The organism is Pseudomonas sp. TE4620 (assembly GCF_056279045.1).
Window position 1 is genome coordinate 4,254,007 of record NZ_JBWBQO010000001.1, and the last position, 15,994, is coordinate 4,270,000.

The following is a 15,994-nucleotide window of genomic DNA, read 5'->3' on the forward strand; positions in this document are numbered from 1 at the left end:
TAACACTGATACAAATGATGTTCGCGTTGGCGCTGGTGGGGATGCTCACGCACATCAGCCTGCCGGCCTACAACACCATGAGCAGCGGGCTACAACAGCACGCCGCCGCAAAGGACCTGGCCCAGGCCCTGCGCACCGCACGCAGCGAGGCCTTGCTGCGCAACCAGGTGGTTCGCCTGCAGGCGCTGGAAGACAACTGGAGCAATGGCTGGCGCATGGTCGTCGAGCAGGATGGCCTACAGTTGCTGTACGAGCAGCGGCTTGAGCGGGCAAGCATCGTCGGCAATCAACCGGTGGCCCGGCAGGTGCGCTTCAGTGGGCTGGGGGTGCCGTTGCACGCGGGGGGAGCGTTTCAGGCCGGGACGCTGTTCATTTGCCAGCGCCCCGAGCCCTTCAGCCAGTACCGGGTGGTACTGGCGCACACAGGCCGGGTCAGCCTGCGCGAAGAGCCCGGCGAGCAGCCGCTGTGCGCGGCCGGCGGGTCAGATCAGTGAACGTACGCGCAACTCTTTGGGCATCGAGAAGGTGATGTTCTCTTCGCGGCCATCAAGCTCTTCGGCGCCCGTGGCACCCCAGGCACGCAGTTGTTCGATCACGCCACGCACCAGCACCTCGGGGGCCGAAGCACCGGCGGTGATACCAATGCGCTCAACGCCATCGAACCAGCTTTTTTGCAGGTCTTCGGCGCCGTCGATCAGGTAGGCCGGGGTCGACATGCGCTCGGCCAGTTCACGCAGGCGGTTGGAGTTGGAGCTGTTCGGGCTGCCGACCACCAGGACCACATCACATTCATTGGCCAGTTGCTTGACCGCGTCCTGACGGTTCTGGGTGGCGTAGCAGATGTCGTCCTTGCGCGGCCCGCCGATATTCGGGAAGCGCGCGCGCAGGGCATCGATCACCCGGCTGGTGTCGTCCATCGACAGCGTAGTCTGGGTGACGAAGGCCAGTTTGTCCGGGTCGTTGACCTGCAGGCTGGCAACATCGTCCTCGTCTTCGACCAGGTAGATGGCGCCACCGTTGCTGGTGTCGTACTGGCCCATGGTGCCTTCGACTTCCGGGTGGCCTTCGTGGCCAATCAGGATGCACTCGCGGCCGTCACGGCTGTAGCGCGCCACCTCGATATGCACCTTGGTGACCAGTGGGCAGGTCGCGTCGAATACCTTCAGGCCGCGCCCCGCCGCTTCCTGGCGCACGGCCTGGGAAACACCGTGGGCGCTGAAGATGACGATGACGTCGTCCGGCACCTGGTCGAGTTCTTCGACAAAAATCGCCCCGCGCGCGCGCAGGTCTTCGACCACGAACTTGTTGTGCACCACTTCGTGACGCACGTAGATCGGCGGGCCAAACACTTCGAGGGCACGATTGACGATCTCGATCGCCCGGTCCACACCGGCACAGAAGCCACGGGGGTTGGCGAGTTTGATTTGCATGGCAGGCTCCAGGCTCACAGGGCCTTGACCGCGAGGATTTCCACCTCGAAGTTCAGGGTCTTGCCGGCCAGTGGATGGTTGAAGTCGATGGTCACCTGGGCATCATCGAAGGCTTTCACCACACCGGGCAATTCGGCGTTGGCGGCGTCGTTGAAGATCACCAGCAGGCCCTCGGACAACTCCATGTCCTGGAACTGCGAACGCGGCATGACCTGCACGTTCTGTGGGTTTGGCTGGCCGAAGGCGTTTTCCGGGTTGACGGTCACGGTGCGCTTGTCGCCGCTCTTGAAGCCGAACAGCGCCGCTTCGAAGCCCGGCAGCAGGTTGCCGTCGCCGACCTTGAACACCGCTGGCGCCTTGTCGAAGGTGCTGTCGACGGTGTCGCCGTTTTCCAGGTGCAGTGCGAAGTGCAGGGTCACTTCGGTGTTCTGGCCGATACGGGTCTCAGTCATGGACGGGTTCTCCGGACTTTTTGCTCTTGAACATATCCAGCGCCAGCATCACCGCACCCACGGTAATGGCGCTGTCGGCCAGGTTGAAGGCCGGGAAGTACCAGCGGTTCTGCCAGTGCACGAGGATGAAGTCGACTACGTGGCCGAGCACGATGCGGTCGTACAGATTGCCCAGCGCACCACCCAGCACCAGTGCCAGGGCGACGGCCAGCCAGGTCTCGTTGCGCCCCAGGCGCTTGAGCCAGACCACCAGCACGGCACTGACCACTATGGCGATCAGGGCGAACAGCCAGCGCTGCCAGCCGGAGCTGTCAGCCAGGAAGCTGAAGGCGGCACCGGTGTTGTAGGCCAGGGTCCAGCTGAAGTAGTCGGGAATGACCACGATCTGCTGGTACAGGCTCAGCGCGCCCTCGAAGTAGAACTTGCTGGCCTGGTCGAGGACCAGGACCAGCACGCTCAGCCACAGCCAGCTGAGGCGCCCGAAGCGCCCCACACCAGGGTTAGGCATAGTGGCGCACCTCGCCTTTGCCGCCGATGTTGTCGGCGCAACGGGCGCAGATTTCCGGGTGCTCCGGGTTCGCGCCGACGTCCGCGCGGAAGTGCCAGCAACGACCGCACTTGGCGTGGCCGGACTTGACCACTTTCAGCTTCAGGCCCGGGACTTCGGTCTCGACCGCATCGGCTGGCGCCTGGGCGAATGGCGCAACGCTGGCCGCCGAGGTGATCAGCACGAAGCGCAGCTCGTCGCCCAGCTTGTTCAGGTCGGCGCTCAGGGCGTCGTCGGCGAACAGGGTGACTTCGGCTTGCAGGTTGCCACCGATGGCCTTGGCCGCACGCTGGTTTTCCAGTTCCTTGTTGACCGCGGTTTTGGCGGCCATGATCCGCTCCCAGTAGGCGCGACCCAGCTCGAAGCCTTCCGGCAGCTCGCTCAGGCCTTCATACCAGGTGTTGAGCATCACCGACTCGTTGCGCTCGCCCGGCAGGTACTGCCACAGCTCGTCGGCGGTGAACGCCAGGATCGGCGCGATCCAGCGCACCAGCGCTTCGCTGATGTGGTACAGCGCGGTCTGGCAGGAACGACGGGCAACACTGTTGGCGCCAGTGGTGTACTGACGGTCCTTGATGATGTCCAGGTAGAAGCCGCCCAGCTCCTGCACGCAGAAGTTGTGGATCTTCGAGTAGACGTTCCAGAAGCGGTATTCGCCGTAGTGCTCTTCCAGCTCGCGCTGCAGCAGCAGGGTACGGTCGACCGCCCAGCGGTCCAGCGCCAGCATGTCTTCGGCCGGCAACAGGTCGCGGGCCGGGTCGAAGCCGGACAGGTTGGAGAGCAGGAAGCGCGCGGTGTTGCGGATACGCCGGTAGGCGTCGGCGCTGCGCTGCAGGATCTGCTCGGAAACCGCCATCTCGCCGGAGTAGTCGGTGGCCGAAACCCACAGGCGCAGGATGTCGGCACCCAGGGTGTCGTTGACCTTCTGCGGCTCGATGGTGTTACCCAGCGACTTGGACATCTTGCGACCGTTCTCGTCGACGGTGAAGCCGTGCGTCAGCAGCTCGCGGTACGGTGCGTGGTTGTCGATGGCACAACCGGTCAGCAGCGAGGAATGGAACCAGCCGCGGTGCTGGTCGGAACCTTCCAGGTACAGGTCGGCGCGCGGGCCGGTTTCGTGGCCGATGCTGTGCGAGCCACGCAGCACGTGCCAGTGGGTGGTACCGGAGTCGAACCAGACGTCGAGGGTGTCGGCGATCTTGTCGTACTGGCCGGCCTCGTCACCGAGCAGTTCGGCGGCGTCGAGCTTGAACCAGGCTTCGATGCCTTCTTTCTCGACACGCTTGGCCACTTCTTCCATCAGCTCGACGGTGCGCGGGTGCAGCTCGCCGGACTGCTTGTCGAGGAAGAACGGGATCGGTACGCCCCAGTTGCGCTGACGCGAGATGCACCAGTCCGGACGGTTGGCGATCATCGAGTGCAGGCGCGCCTGGCCCCAGGCCGGGACGAACTTGGTCTCTTCGATGGCCTTGACCGCACGCTTGCGCAGGGTGTCGCCGTTGTCGGGCTGCTTGTCCATGCCGACGAACCATTGCGCGGTGGCGCGATAGATCAGCGGGGTCTTGTGGCGCCAGCAGTGCATGTAGCTGTGGCTGATGGTTTCGGTGTGCATCAGCGCACCGACTTCCGAGAGTTTTTCGACGATGGCCGGGTTGGCCTTCCAGATGAACTGGCTGCCGAAGAATTCCAGCGACGGCACGTACACGCCGTTGCTCTGCACCGGGGTGAGGATGTCGTCGTTGACCATGCCGTAGCGCTTGCAGGTGACGAAGTCGTCTTCACCGTAGGCTGGCGCGGAGTGCACCACACCGGTACCGGCGCCCAGCTCGACGTAGTCGGCCAGGTATACCGGCGACAGGCGATCGTAGAACGGGTGACGGAAGTTGATCAGCTCAAGCGCCGAGCCTGGCGCGGTGGCGATCACCGAACCTTCCAGCGCATAACGCTTCAGGCACGACTCGACCAGCTCTTCGGCCAGCACCAGCAGCTTGTCGCCGGTATCGACCAGGGCGTACTTGAACTCCGGGTGGACGTTCAGCGCCTGGTTGGCCGGGATGGTCCACGGCGTGGTGGTCCAGATCACAATCGAAGCAGGCCTGGCCAGCGAAGCCAGGCCGAACGCGGCGGCCAGCTTGGCCTCATCGACCACCGGGAAGGCGACGTCGATGGTCTGCGATTTTTTATCGGCGTACTCGACCTCGGCTTCGGCCAGGGCCGAACCGCAATCGAAACACCAGTTGACCGGTTTCAGGCCCTTGAACACGAAGCCGTGCTTGACCATTTCGGCCAGCGCGCGGATTTCACCGGCTTCGTTGGCGAAGTTCATGGTCTTGTATGGGTTGTCCCAGTCGCCCAGCACACCCAGGCGGATGAACTCGGTCTTCTGCCCTTCGATCTGCTCGGCGGCGTAGGCGCGGCACAGCTCGCGGGTCTGGTCGGCGCTCAGGTGCTTGCCGTGGGTCACTTCGACCTTGTGCTCGATCGGCAGGCCATGGCAGTCCCAACCCGGGACGTACGGGGCGTCGAAACCGGACAGGGTCTTGGAGCGGACAATCATGTCCTTGAGAATCTTGTTCAGCGCATGACCGATGTGGATCTTGCCGTTGGCGTAGGGCGGGCCGTCGTGCAGCACGAACTTCGGACGATCCTTGCCAATTTCGCGCAGCTTCTGGTACAGGCCAATGCTGTCCCAGCGCTGCAGGATCTGCGGTTCGCGCTGTGGCAGGCCGGCCTTCATCGGGAAGGCGGTGTCCGGAAGGTTTAGCGTGGCTTTATAGTCGGTCATTTCAGGCTCTTCGTTAGCGGTTGACCGTGCCAATGGGCACGTGCGGCGGCGATATCCGCATCGATCGCCGACTTCAGCGCCTCCAGGGAGGCGAATCGCTGCTCTTCACGCAGCTTGTGGTGGAATTCCACCGTCAGACGCCGGCCATAGAGATCGCCGGCAAAATCCAGAAGATGTACTTCCAGGTGGGCTTTGCCATCACCTGAAACAGTTGGCCGTACGCCGATGTTGGCGACGCCCGGCCAGTTCTTGCCATCGACCTCGACGCTGACCAGGTAAACCCCGGTAAGCGGTACCCGATGGCGCTTGAGCTGGATGTTGGCTGTCGGAGTACCCAGCTGGCGGGCCAGCTTCTGCCCGTGCAGCACGCGCCCGCGGATGCGGAACGGCCGCCCCAGCAAACGCTCGGCCAGGGCGAAATCGGCATTGGCCAGGGCATCGCGCACTTGCGTGCTGCTGACCCGCAGGCCATCGAGTTCGACGGTTTGCGCCGCTTCGACGGTAAAGCCCTGAAGGATACCGGCCTGCTCGAGGAAGTCGAAGTCGCCAACCCGGTCGCAGCCAAAGCGGAAATCGTCGCCCACTTCCAGGTGCTTCACGCCCAGGCCATCGACCAGGATGGTGTCGACGAACTCGGCGGCGCTGAGCTTGCTCAGGCGCTGGTTGAACGCCAGGCACAGCACCCGGTCGACACCGGCGGCGGCCAGCAGGGCGACCTTGTCGCGCAGGCGCGCCAGGCGTGCGGGCGCAGTGTCGGGGGCAAAGTATTCACGCGGCTGTGGCTCGAAAATCACCACGCAGCTGGGCACGCCCAACTCGTCCGCTCGCTCACGCAGGCGCGCCAGGATTGCCTGGTGGCCGCGGTGAACACCGTCGAAGTTGCCAATAGTGGCGACACAGCCCCGGTGCTGGGGGCGCAGGTTGTGGAGGCCTCGAACCAGCTGCATAACGCGCTTCTTGCTCATAAAGTGGTCGATTATAACCACACCCGGGCGCTGACGACAGGCAGCAGCGTCACCCCGTGGCGTGGAATGTGTAAAACCGACGTCTGACCGCCGTTACGCCTTAATGCAACGCCTTGCGGGCGAAGTCACGCGGGCGGAATCCGAACAGCAGCAGACAGCCGAAATAGGTCACGACTCCGGCCAGGATCAGCGCGCCAAGGCGCAGAAAGCGCTCAAGCATCTGCCCTTCGGCCCAGGCCGGCATGTAGTGCATGCCAACCAGCAACACCGCCGACATCAGCAGCACTGCCACCACCAACTTGGCGAGGAACTTGGCCCAGCCCGGTTGTGGCTGGAACAACTGCTGCTGGCGTAGCTTCCAGTACAGCAGGCCGGCGTTCAGGCAGGCGCCGAGGCTGATGGCCAGGGCCAGGCCGGCGTGCTGCAGGTGGCTGATGAAGGCCAGGTTGAACAGCTGGGTGCAGACCAGGGTGAAGATGGCGATCTTCACTGGAGTACGAATGTTCTGCTGGGCGTAGAAGCCAGGGGCCAGGACCTTGACCAGGATAATCGCCAGCAGCCCGAGGGAATAGGCAATCAGCGCACGCTGGGTCATGGCCGCATCGAAGGCGCTGAATCTACCGTATTGGAACAACGCCACGGTCAGCGGCTCGGCCAGGATCGCCATGGCCAGGGTGCACGGCAGCACCAGCAAAAAGCACAGGCGCAGGCCCCAGTCGAGGATCCGCGAGTATTCGTGCCGGTCGCGGTTGGCGTAGGTCTTGGCCAGGGTGGGCAGCAGGATAGTACCCAGGGCTACACCCAGCACTCCGGAAGGCAGCTCCATCAGGCGGTCGGCGTAGTACATCCACGACACCGAACCTGCGACCAGGAACGAGGCGAAGATGGTGTTGATGATCAGCGAGATCTGGCTTACCGAAACCCCGAGGATCGCCGGCAGCATCTGCTTGAGCACTCGCCATACACCGCTGTCGCGCAGGTTCAGGCGCGGCAGCACGAGCATGCCGATCTTCTTCAGGTGCGGCAGCTGGTACAGAAGCTGCGCCAGGCCGCCAGCCAGCACGCCCCAGGCCAGGGCCATGATCGGCGGGTCGAAATATGGCGTGAGGAACAGGGTAAAGCCGATCATCGCCACGTTGAGCAGGGTCGGCACGAAGGCCGGCACCGAAAAGCGGTTCCAGGTATTGAGGATGGCGCCGGCCAGCGATGACAGCGAGATCAGCAATATATAAGGAAAGGTCACCCGCAGCAGGTCGGTGGTCAGCTGGTATTTTTCTGTGCTGTCGACAAAGCCTGGGGCTGTTACCCACACCACCCAGGGCGCGGCGAGGATACCCAGGGCGGTGACCAGGGCCAGCACCAGGGTCAGCAGGCCACTGACATAGGCGATGAAGGTGCGGGTCGCCTCCTCGCCTTGCTGGGTCTTGTATTCGGCCAGAATCGGCACGAACGCCTGGGAAAACGCGCCTTCGGCAAAGATGCGCCGCAGCAGGTTGGGCAGCTTGAAGGCAATGAAGAAGGCGTCTGTGGCCACGCCGGCACCGAATACCCGCGCCAGGATGGTGTCGCGGACAAAGCCCAGCACCCGCGAGATCATGGTGATGGAGCTGACCGCGGCCAGGGATTTAAGAAGATTCATCGAAAGTTTTTCACGCCTGAGGATAAAGGGCTGTGCCGCAACGCGCCCAGTTGTGCGATACTCCGCGCCGCAACGCAAGCAGAGCAAAAGCTCCCGAGTTTACAGGTCGTACCGCAGAAGGGAATCACTCCCTTGTACAGAACGACCACTCAGCGGAACCATGCAAGTGCCCTTGACAACCGATCAACTCATCGGCATGATTCGCGGCCTATTTTGTTTGCTATTTACCAAGTCTTTCGAGGAGCTCGACGGTGGCCAACTCACCTTCCGCCAAAAAACGTGCAAAACAGGCTGAGAAGCGTCGCAGCCACAACGCCAGCCTGCGTTCCATGGTTCGTACCTACATCAAGAATGTAGTTAAAGCCATCGACGCAAAAGACGCCGAAAAAGCGCAAGCTGCTTACACTCTGGCTGTTCCAGTTATCGACCGTATGGCCGATAAAGGTATCATCCACAAGAACAAGGCTGCTCGCCATAAAGGCCGTCTGAATGGCCACATCAAGGCGCTGAAAGAAGCTGCAGCTGCCTAAGCGACATGCTTGTTGAAAAACCGACCCTAGGGTCGGTTTTTTATTGCCTGTGATTTGGGTTGCGGGCAGAAAAGCATCGCGGGTCAAGCCCGCTCCTACAGGTTTGTGTAGGAGCGGGCTTGACCCGCGATGGCTAGCGACTACTTACCAATCTGAATCTTCGGTGCCCACTGCAGCCATTCATCCTCGGCCTTGTCGAACAGGGCGAAGGTCTGCTGCGGCCGCGCCGGATTGCCCATCTTCTCGCCGTCTGGCGTGGCGAAGGCGATGCCGCCCTCTATCAGGGTCTCCAGCGACTCGGTACGCACCGTCGCGCCCTTGAACAGGCCGATATCGAAGCCGAAGCCGCTGCTGTTCCAGAAACGGCTACCGCCACGCACCAGCGCTGCATACCTGGGCTCGATCAGGATATGGATCAGTACCCGGTCGGCGGTCTGGCCCAATTCGAAGCCGGTGACCTTGCCGACCGGAATCTCGCGGTAGGTAACCGGTACGCCCGGCTTGATCGAACCCCGCCGCGCAGCACTGAGCACCAGCGACAGGCCAGCTTCGCGCTCAGAGAAATCCGGCGCCTGAGGCAAGGCATTGAAGTTGAGCTGCGGCCCGGTGCTTCTGACTGCCGGCTGCACTTCCAGGTACTGGCCGGTGACCAGGGTTTCCAGGTTGGCGGTCTTGACGATGCCCAGGGCCGGCTTGACCACCCAGAACTGCGTACCTTCGCGGGCAATGCGCTCCGGCACTTCGGTAATCCGCGCCTTGAGCAGCACCGCCTGCAAATCATTGGTCAGGTCGACCTGTTCGATTTTGCCGACATCCAGACCCTTGAAGCGAACAGGCGTGCCAACCTTGAGGCCGTCTGCGCGATCGACGCGGATGGTCACCGTGGTACCGCTGCGGTTGGCCGCTTCCTGGCTTTCATTGAGGCGGAAGAACGGAATGCGGCGCTTGAGCTTCACATTCGGGATAGGTGTGTCGAAAGCGATACCGCCAGCCATCAGGCTCTGCAGCGATTCACTCTTGATCTGGATGCCCGACAGGCCGCCACTCAGGGTAATGCCGCTAGCATTCCAGAAGCGCGTCGAACCGTTGACCAGGCCGGCGTACTCTTTCTCGATGTGCACACCGATCAGCAGGCGCTTGCTCTTCTTCGAGAACTGGTAGCTCTGCACCGTACCGACCTTGACCTGGCGGTAGAGGATCGGGCTGCCGACTTCCAGCGAGCCAAGGTTGTCGCTGTACAGCACCAGGTGCAGGCCGGGCGCCTTGAGGTCCAGTGGCGGTGCCTTGGCTCGCGCCTCGAACTCGCGCTGCGGCGTCGCGCCCTTGTCGCCCGGGCGGATGGCAATGTAGTTACCCTTGACCAGCGCTTCCAGGCCGGTAATACCGGCGAGGGAGATCGATGGCTTGACCACCCAGAACTGCGTACCGTCGACCAGGTAGTCTTCGGCCAGCGGATCGAGGGTCAGCTCGGCCATGGCACTGGCCAGGTCGGGATCAACCTTGAGGGTCTTCAGCGAGCCGACCTGGATGCCTTTGTACATCACCGGGGTACGCCCGGCCTGCAGGCCCTCGAAGTCGCTCAGCTTGACCTTGACGCGAATCCCGGCCTGGGCCGCATCAAAGTCTTCGTACAAGCGAAACGGCAGGTTCGGATCAGTGGGCGGGCTGTCCTTGCGGTGCTCGGGGGTGGCGAAGGCAATACCGCCGGCGACGATGCTGGCCAGCGACTCGCTGCGTACCTTCACCCCGGAGAGGTTGGCGTCGATGCTGATGCCGCTGGCATTCCAGAAGCGCGTATGTTTGCGCACCAGGTCGGCGTAGGCCGGCTCGATGAACACCTTGATCTCGACCGTGCCCTGGTCTTCGGCGAGGCGATAGCTCTTCACCCGGCCAACCTGGATCTGCTTGTAGAACACCGGGCTGTCGCGGTTGAGCGAACCCAGGCGGTCGGCCTTGAGGGTCAGGTGCAGGCCCGGCTCGCTGTCGGACAACGGCGGCGCTTCATCCAGTGCCTTGAAGCGCTTGGTCGGCTCGCCCTGCCCCGGGCTGACGGCAATGTAGTTGCCCGATACCAAGGTTTCCAGGCCGGTGATCCCGGCCAGGCTAACGCTCGGTTTGACCAGCCAGAAGCGCGTACCGGTGTTCAGGTGCGGCTCGGCCTCCTTGTTCATTTCGATGGTGGCGATGACCCCGGTATTGCTGCCCTTGGCATCCAGCACCAGCTCTTTCACCTTACCGACCGACATGCCCTTGAAGACCACTTCGGTCTTGTTGGCGACGATACCTTCACCGCTCTCAAAGCGGACCTGGATGTTCACACCTGACTCGCGATAGGCCTGCCAGCCAAGCCAGCCACCAATCACCAGGGCGATCAGGGGCAATATCCATATGGCCGACCAGTTCGAAGCTGGGCGGGTTTTAGCCGTAGGCAAATCACTCATGGTCGTCATCCGACTCCGTGTTATCCCAAATCAGTCGGGGATCGAAGGTTACTGCAGCGAGCATCGTCAGAATCACCACACTGGCGAAGGCGACGGCGCCCAGATTGGCTTCGACACTGGCGATCCTGCCGAAATTCACCACCGCCACCAGAATGGCGATCACGAAAATATCCAGCATCGACCAGCGTCCGATGAATTCGATGAAGCGGTACATCAGGATCCGTTGCCGGGCCGACAACGGTTGGTGGCGCTGCACCGAATAGAGCAGCAGGGCAATGCCGACCAGCTTGAAAGTCGGCACCAGAATACTGGCGATGAACACTACCGCGGCGATCGGCAGCATGCCGTGCTTCATCAGGGTGATGACGCCGGACATTATTGTGTCCGGGCTACCCTGCCCCAGAGCGCTGACGGTCATGATCGGCAACACGTTGGCCGGGATGTACAAGATTGCCGAAGTAATCAGCAACGCCCAGGTTCGCACCAGGCTGTTTGGCCGCCGGGCGTGCACCACCGCACCACAGCGGGTGCAGGTTTGCGCGTTACTGTCCGGCTCCTGGCGATTCAGTTCATGGCATTCGCCACAAACCAGAATCCCGGCATCAATCGCACGCATGCAGGTCTTCCCCCGATAAAGCACTCCATATCTGGTGGGGCGACATCACCACCTCCAGCCACACCTGCACCAACAACAAACTGATAAAGCAGGCCAGGCCCAGGCCGAGGCTGAGCTCAGCCAGGTCGACCAGCTTGACCATCGCCACCAGCACGCCCATGAAATAGACCTCGAGCATGCCCCAATCGCGTAGATGGTGATAAATCCGATAAAGCAACAAACCGTAACTGCGACCAACGTTCAGGCGAATGCTCAATAGCACTGCCAGCTGGCACAACAGTTTGAGCAAGGGAATCGCCATGCTGCAGAGAAACACCACCACCGCTACGCCGCGCATACCGGTGTTGTACAGCCCGACCACGCCGCTCCAGACCGTATCGTTGGAGGTTTGCCCCAGCAGGTGCAGTTGCATGATCGGCAGGAAGTTGGCCGGTACGTATAGCAGCAAGGCGGCCAGCACCAGGGCCAGGCTGCGCTGGACCACATTGTGTCGATGGGCGTAGAGCTCGTAGCCACAGCGCGGGCAGTGGGCCTTTTCGTCTTGCTTGAGCACAGGCTTGCGCATCAGCAGGTCGCATTCGTGACAGGCCACCAGGTCTTCCAGGGGCAGGTCGGCGAGCTGATGGGGGTCGGCAGGTTCTGACATAGTGAACTTCTGAGTCAACGCGAGGGCGCTATTCTAACCGATGTAGGAGCGGGCTTGCCCCGCGATACCCTTCTGTCAGCCACATCGCATCGCGGGGCAAGTCGAGGCGTCGCACCGCCGTTCGCACAGACGCCAGAAAGACAAAACCCCTACCTGCGTACGCAGATAGGGGTTTCGGAATTTAATCTTGACGATGACCTACTCTCACATGGGGAAACCCCACACTACCATCGGCGATGCATCGTTTCACTGCTGAGTTCGGGATGGGATCAGGTGGTTCCAATGCTCTATGGTCGTCAAGAAATTCTGTTGCCAGAAGGTCTTGTTTAAGACACTCCAGCGAATCGGGTATGTGATGTTTGTGAGTTACAAATCTTCGGCTGTGCAGTCTTCACAACACCGCAATCTGGCTTTCGCTCAAATTGCTTGGGTGTTATATGGTCAAGCCTCACGGGCAATTAGTATTGGTTAGCTCAACGCCTCACAGCGCTTACACACCCAACCTATCAACGTCGTAGTCTTCGACGGCCCTTCAGGGAGCTCAAGGCTCCAGTGAGATCTCATCTTGAGGCAAGTTTCCCGCTTAGATGCTTTCAGCGGTTATCTCTTCCGAACATAGCTACCCGGCAATGCCACTGGCGTGACAACCGGAACACCAGAGGTTCGTCCACTCCGGTCCTCTCGTACTAGGAGCAGCCCCTCTCAAATCTCAAACGTCCACGGCAGATAGGGACCGAACTGTCTCACGACGTTCTAAACCCAGCTCGCGTACCACTTTAAATGGCGAACAGCCATACCCTTGGGACCGGCTTCAGCCCCAGGATGTGATGAGCCGACATCGAGGTGCCAAACACCGCCGTCGATATGAACTCTTGGGCGGTATCAGCCTGTTATCCCCGGAGTACCTTTTATCCGTTGAGCGATGGCCCTTCCATACAGAACCACCGGATCACTAAGACCTACTTTCGTACCTGCTCGACGTGTCTGTCTCGCAGTCAAGCGCGCTTTTGCCTTTATACTCTACGACCGATTTCCGACCGGTCTGAGCGCACCTTCGTACTCCTCCGTTACTCTTTAGGAGGAGACCGCCCCAGTCAAACTACCCACCATACACTGTCCTCGATCCGGATAACGGACCTGAGTTAGAACCTCAAAGTTGCCAGGGTGGTATTTCAAGGATGGCTCCACGCGAACTGGCGTCCACGCTTCAAAGCCTCCCACCTATCCTACACAAGCAAATTCAAAGTCCAGTGCAAAGCTATAGTAAAGGTTCACGGGGTCTTTCCGTCTAGCCGCGGATACACTGCATCTTCACAGCGATTTCAATTTCACTGAGTCTCGGGTGGAGACAGCGCCGCCATCGTTACGCCATTCGTGCAGGTCGGAACTTACCCGACAAGGAATTTCGCTACCTTAGGACCGTTATAGTTACGGCCGCCGTTTACCGGGGCTTCGATCAAGAGCTTCGCGTTAGCTAACCCCATCAATTAACCTTCCGGCACCGGGCAGGCGTCACACCCTATACGTCCACTTTCGTGTTTGCAGAGTGCTGTGTTTTTAATAAACAGTCGCAGCGGCCTGGTATCTTCGACCGGCATGGGCTTACGGAGCAAGTCCTTCACCCTCACCGGCGCACCTTCTCCCGAAGTTACGGTGCCATTTTGCCTAGTTCCTTCACCCGAGTTCTCTCAAGCGCCTTGGTATTCTCTACCCAACCACCTGTGTCGGTTTGGGGTACGGTTCCTGGTTATCTGAAGCTTAGAAGCTTTTCTTGGAAGCATGGCATCAACCACTTCGTCGCCTAATGGCAACTCGTCATCAGCTCTCGGCCTTAAGATCCCGGATTTACCTAAGATCTCAGCCTACCACCTTAAACTTGGACAACCAACGCCAAGCTGGCCTAGCCTTCTCCGTCCCTCCATCGCAATAACCAGAAGTACAGGAATATTAACCTGTTTTCCATCGACTACGCTTTTCAGCCTCGCCTTAGGGACCGACTAACCCTGCGTCGATTAACGTTGCGCAGGAAACCTTGGTCTTTCGGCGTGGGAGTTTTTCACTCCCATTGTCGTTACTCATGTCAGCATTCGCACTTCTGATACCTCCAGCAAGCTTCTCAACTCACCTTCACAGGCTTACAGAACGCTCCTCTACCGCATCACCTAAGTGATACCCGTAGCTTCGGTGTATGGTTTGAGCCCCGTTACATCTTCCGCGCAGGCCGACTCGACTAGTGAGCTATTACGCTTTCTTTAAAGGGTGGCTGCTTCTAAGCCAACCTCCTAGCTGTCTAAGCCTTCCCACATCGTTTCCCACTTAACCATAACTTTGGGACCTTAGCTGACGGTCTGGGTTGTTTCCCTTTTCACGACGGACGTTAGCACCCGCCGTGTGTCTCCCATGCTCGGCACTTGTAGGTATTCGGAGTTTGCATCGGTTTGGTAAGTCGGGATGACCCCCTAGCCGAAACAGTGCTCTACCCCCTACAGTGATACATGAGGCGCTACCTAAATAGCTTTCGAGGAGAACCAGCTATCTCCGAGCTTGATTAGCCTTTCACTCCGATCCACAGGTCATCCGCTAACTTTTCAACGGTAGTCGGTTCGGTCCTCCAGTCAGTGTTACCTAACCTTCAACCTGCCCATGGATAGATCGCCCGGTTTCGGGTCTATACCCAGCGACTAAACGCCCTATTAAGACTCGCTTTCGCTACGCCTCCCCTATTCGGTTAAGCTCGCCACTGAATATAAGTCGCTGACCCATTATACAAAAGGTACGCAGTCACCTAACAAAGTAGGCTCCCACTGCTTGTACGCATACGGTTTCAGGATCTATTTCACTCCCCTCTCCGGGGTTCTTTTCGCCTTTCCCTCACGGTACTGGTTCACTATCGGTCAGTCAGTAGTATTTAGCCTTGGAGGATGGTCCCCCCATATTCAGACAAAGTTTCTCGTGCTCCGTCCTACTCGATTTCATGACTAAGAGATTTTCGCGTACAGGGCTATCACCCACTATGGCCGCACTTTCCAGAGCGTTCCGCTAATCTCAAAGCCACTTAAGGGCTAGTCCCCGTTCGCTCGCCACTACTAAGGGAATCTCGGTTGATTTCTTTTCCTCAGGGTACTTAGATGTTTCAGTTCCCCTGGTTCGCCTCTTGCACCTATGTATTCAGTACAAGATACTCAGCTTATGCTGAGTGGGTTCCCCCATTCAGAGATCTCCGGATCAAAGTCTGTTTGCCGACTCCCCGAAGCTTATCGCAGGCTACCACGTCTTTCATCGCCTCTGACTGCCAAGGCATCCACCGTATGCGCTTCTTCACTTGACCATATAACCCCAAGCAATCTGGTTATACTGTGAAGACAACATTCGCCGAAAACTTGTAATTACTCACAAATTTTACCTTAGCCTGAACACACACCAGTGAAAGTGCTGTCCAGTCTATCTTTCTATCACATACCCAAATTTTTAAAGAACGATTCTGAAAAAGTTCAGAAATCAATATTCGATACGAATATTCATTTCTAAGCTTTGACGTAAGGTGGTGGAGCCAAGCGGGATCGAACCGCTGACCTCCTGCGTGCAAGGCAGGCGCTCTCCCAGCTGAGCTATGGCCCCGTATTGCTACAGGCTGCACCACATGTAATTGGTGGGTCTGGGCAGATTCGAACTGCCGACCTCACCCTTATCAGGGGTGCGCTCTAACCAACTGAGCTACAGACCCAATCGTCTTCTTCAATGAATCAAGCAATTCGTGTGGGAGCTCATAAGACAGCTGATGTCTGTCGATTAAGGAGGTGATCCAGCCGCAGGTTCCCCTACGGCTACCTTGTTACGACTTCACCCCAGTCATGAATCACACCGTGGTAACCGTCCTCCCGAAGGTTAGACTAGCTACTTCTGGTGCAACCCACTCCCATGGTGTGACGGGCGGTGTGTACAA

11 protein-coding genes, 2 tRNA genes and 3 rRNA genes (1 of these 16 cut by a window edge) are annotated in these 15,994 nt (G+C 59.7%); 2 read left to right on the plus strand and 14 right to left on the minus strand.

Annotated features, from left to right (window positions below):
- Window positions 1–17: 17 nt before the first annotated feature.
- Window positions 18–494, plus strand: a complete 477-nt coding sequence (locus ACZ9A3_RS19720) for a GspH/FimT family pseudopilin (protein WP_258608075.1) — start codon at window positions 18–20, stop codon at window positions 492–494.
- Here the strand turns inward: ACZ9A3_RS19720 and ispH are convergent.
- The 6 genes from ispH to murJ form a co-directional block, all read right to left on the minus strand.
- Window positions 483–1,430 (minus strand): 4-hydroxy-3-methylbut-2-enyl diphosphate reductase, encoded by a 948-nt coding sequence (gene ispH / locus ACZ9A3_RS19725; RefSeq protein WP_093379392.1) that lies wholly within the window; start codon window positions 1,428–1,430, stop codon window positions 483–485. The two genes, ACZ9A3_RS19720 and ispH, sit on opposite strands and share 12 nt — an antisense overlap.
- Window positions 1,431–1,444: 14 nt before the next feature.
- Window positions 1,445–1,882, minus strand: coding sequence for an FKBP-type peptidyl-prolyl cis-trans isomerase (gene fkpB / locus ACZ9A3_RS19730; RefSeq protein ID WP_045200794.1), 438 nt, complete (start codon window positions 1,880–1,882; stop codon window positions 1,445–1,447).
- Complete coding sequence (lspA, locus tag ACZ9A3_RS19735) at window positions 1,875–2,390, minus strand: signal peptidase II (RefSeq protein ID WP_045200792.1); 516 nt, start codon at window positions 2,388–2,390, stop codon at window positions 1,875–1,877. Before lspA ends, fkpB begins: the two co-directional genes overlap by 8 nt.
- Window positions 2,383–5,214 (minus strand): isoleucine--tRNA ligase, encoded by a 2,832-nt coding sequence (gene ileS / locus ACZ9A3_RS19740; RefSeq protein WP_476253041.1) that lies wholly within the window; start codon window positions 5,212–5,214, stop codon window positions 2,383–2,385. Before ileS ends, lspA begins: the two co-directional genes overlap by 8 nt.
- Window positions 5,211–6,161 carry a bifunctional riboflavin kinase/FAD synthetase gene (gene ribF, locus ACZ9A3_RS19745; RefSeq protein WP_045200788.1) on the minus strand — a complete coding sequence of 317 codons (951 nt, stop codon included), beginning with the start codon at window positions 6,159–6,161 and terminating at the stop codon, window positions 5,211–5,213. Before ribF ends, ileS begins: the two co-directional genes overlap by 4 nt.
- A 118-nt stretch (window positions 6,162–6,279) precedes the next feature.
- Window positions 6,280–7,818, minus strand: a complete 1,539-nt coding sequence (gene murJ / locus ACZ9A3_RS19750) for a murein biosynthesis integral membrane protein MurJ (protein WP_476253042.1) — start codon at window positions 7,816–7,818, stop codon at window positions 6,280–6,282.
- A 251-nt stretch (window positions 7,819–8,069) separates the two neighbouring features.
- Here murJ and rpsT point away from each other — a divergent pair, with 251 nt between their 5' ends.
- Window positions 8,070–8,348: a 30S ribosomal protein S20 gene (rpsT, locus tag ACZ9A3_RS19755; protein ID WP_010220592.1), complete on the plus strand. Its 279-nt coding sequence runs from the start codon at window positions 8,070–8,072 to the stop codon at window positions 8,346–8,348.
- A 140-nt stretch (window positions 8,349–8,488) separates the two neighbouring features.
- Here rpsT and ACZ9A3_RS19760 read toward each other — a convergent pair whose 3' ends face one another.
- The 8 genes from ACZ9A3_RS19760 to ACZ9A3_RS19795 all read right to left on the minus strand — a co-directional run.
- Window positions 8,489–10,789 (minus strand): PqiB family protein, encoded by a 2,301-nt coding sequence (locus ACZ9A3_RS19760; RefSeq protein WP_093379382.1) that lies wholly within the window; start codon window positions 10,787–10,789, stop codon window positions 8,489–8,491.
- The gene (locus tag ACZ9A3_RS19765; RefSeq protein WP_476253043.1) at window positions 10,782–11,405 is read right to left on the minus strand and encodes a paraquat-inducible protein A; all 624 of its coding nucleotides are present in this window, start codon (window positions 11,403–11,405) and stop codon (window positions 10,782–10,784) included. Before ACZ9A3_RS19765 ends, ACZ9A3_RS19760 begins: the two co-directional genes overlap by 8 nt.
- Window positions 11,392–12,051, minus strand: coding sequence for a paraquat-inducible protein A (locus ACZ9A3_RS19770; protein WP_045200780.1), 660 nt, complete (start codon window positions 12,049–12,051; stop codon window positions 11,392–11,394). Before ACZ9A3_RS19770 ends, ACZ9A3_RS19765 begins: the two co-directional genes overlap by 14 nt.
- 185 nt (window positions 12,052–12,236) lie before the next feature.
- A 5S ribosomal RNA gene (gene rrf, locus ACZ9A3_RS19775) occupies window positions 12,237–12,352 on the minus strand.
- A gap of 136 nt (window positions 12,353–12,488) precedes the next feature.
- Window positions 12,489–15,379, minus strand: a 23S ribosomal RNA gene (locus ACZ9A3_RS19780).
- 214 nt (window positions 15,380–15,593) lie between these two features.
- Window positions 15,594–15,669, minus strand: a tRNA-Ala gene (locus ACZ9A3_RS19785).
- Window positions 15,670–15,698: 29 nt separating this feature from the next.
- Window positions 15,699–15,775: transfer RNA gene (locus ACZ9A3_RS19790), tRNA-Ile, on the minus strand.
- Between the two features lie 66 nt (window positions 15,776–15,841).
- Window positions 15,842–15,994: ribosomal RNA gene (locus ACZ9A3_RS19795) — 16S ribosomal RNA — on the minus strand; it runs 1,384 nt beyond the window's last position.
- Together the 16S, 23S and 5S rRNA genes with 2 tRNA genes alongside form the textbook arrangement of a ribosomal RNA operon.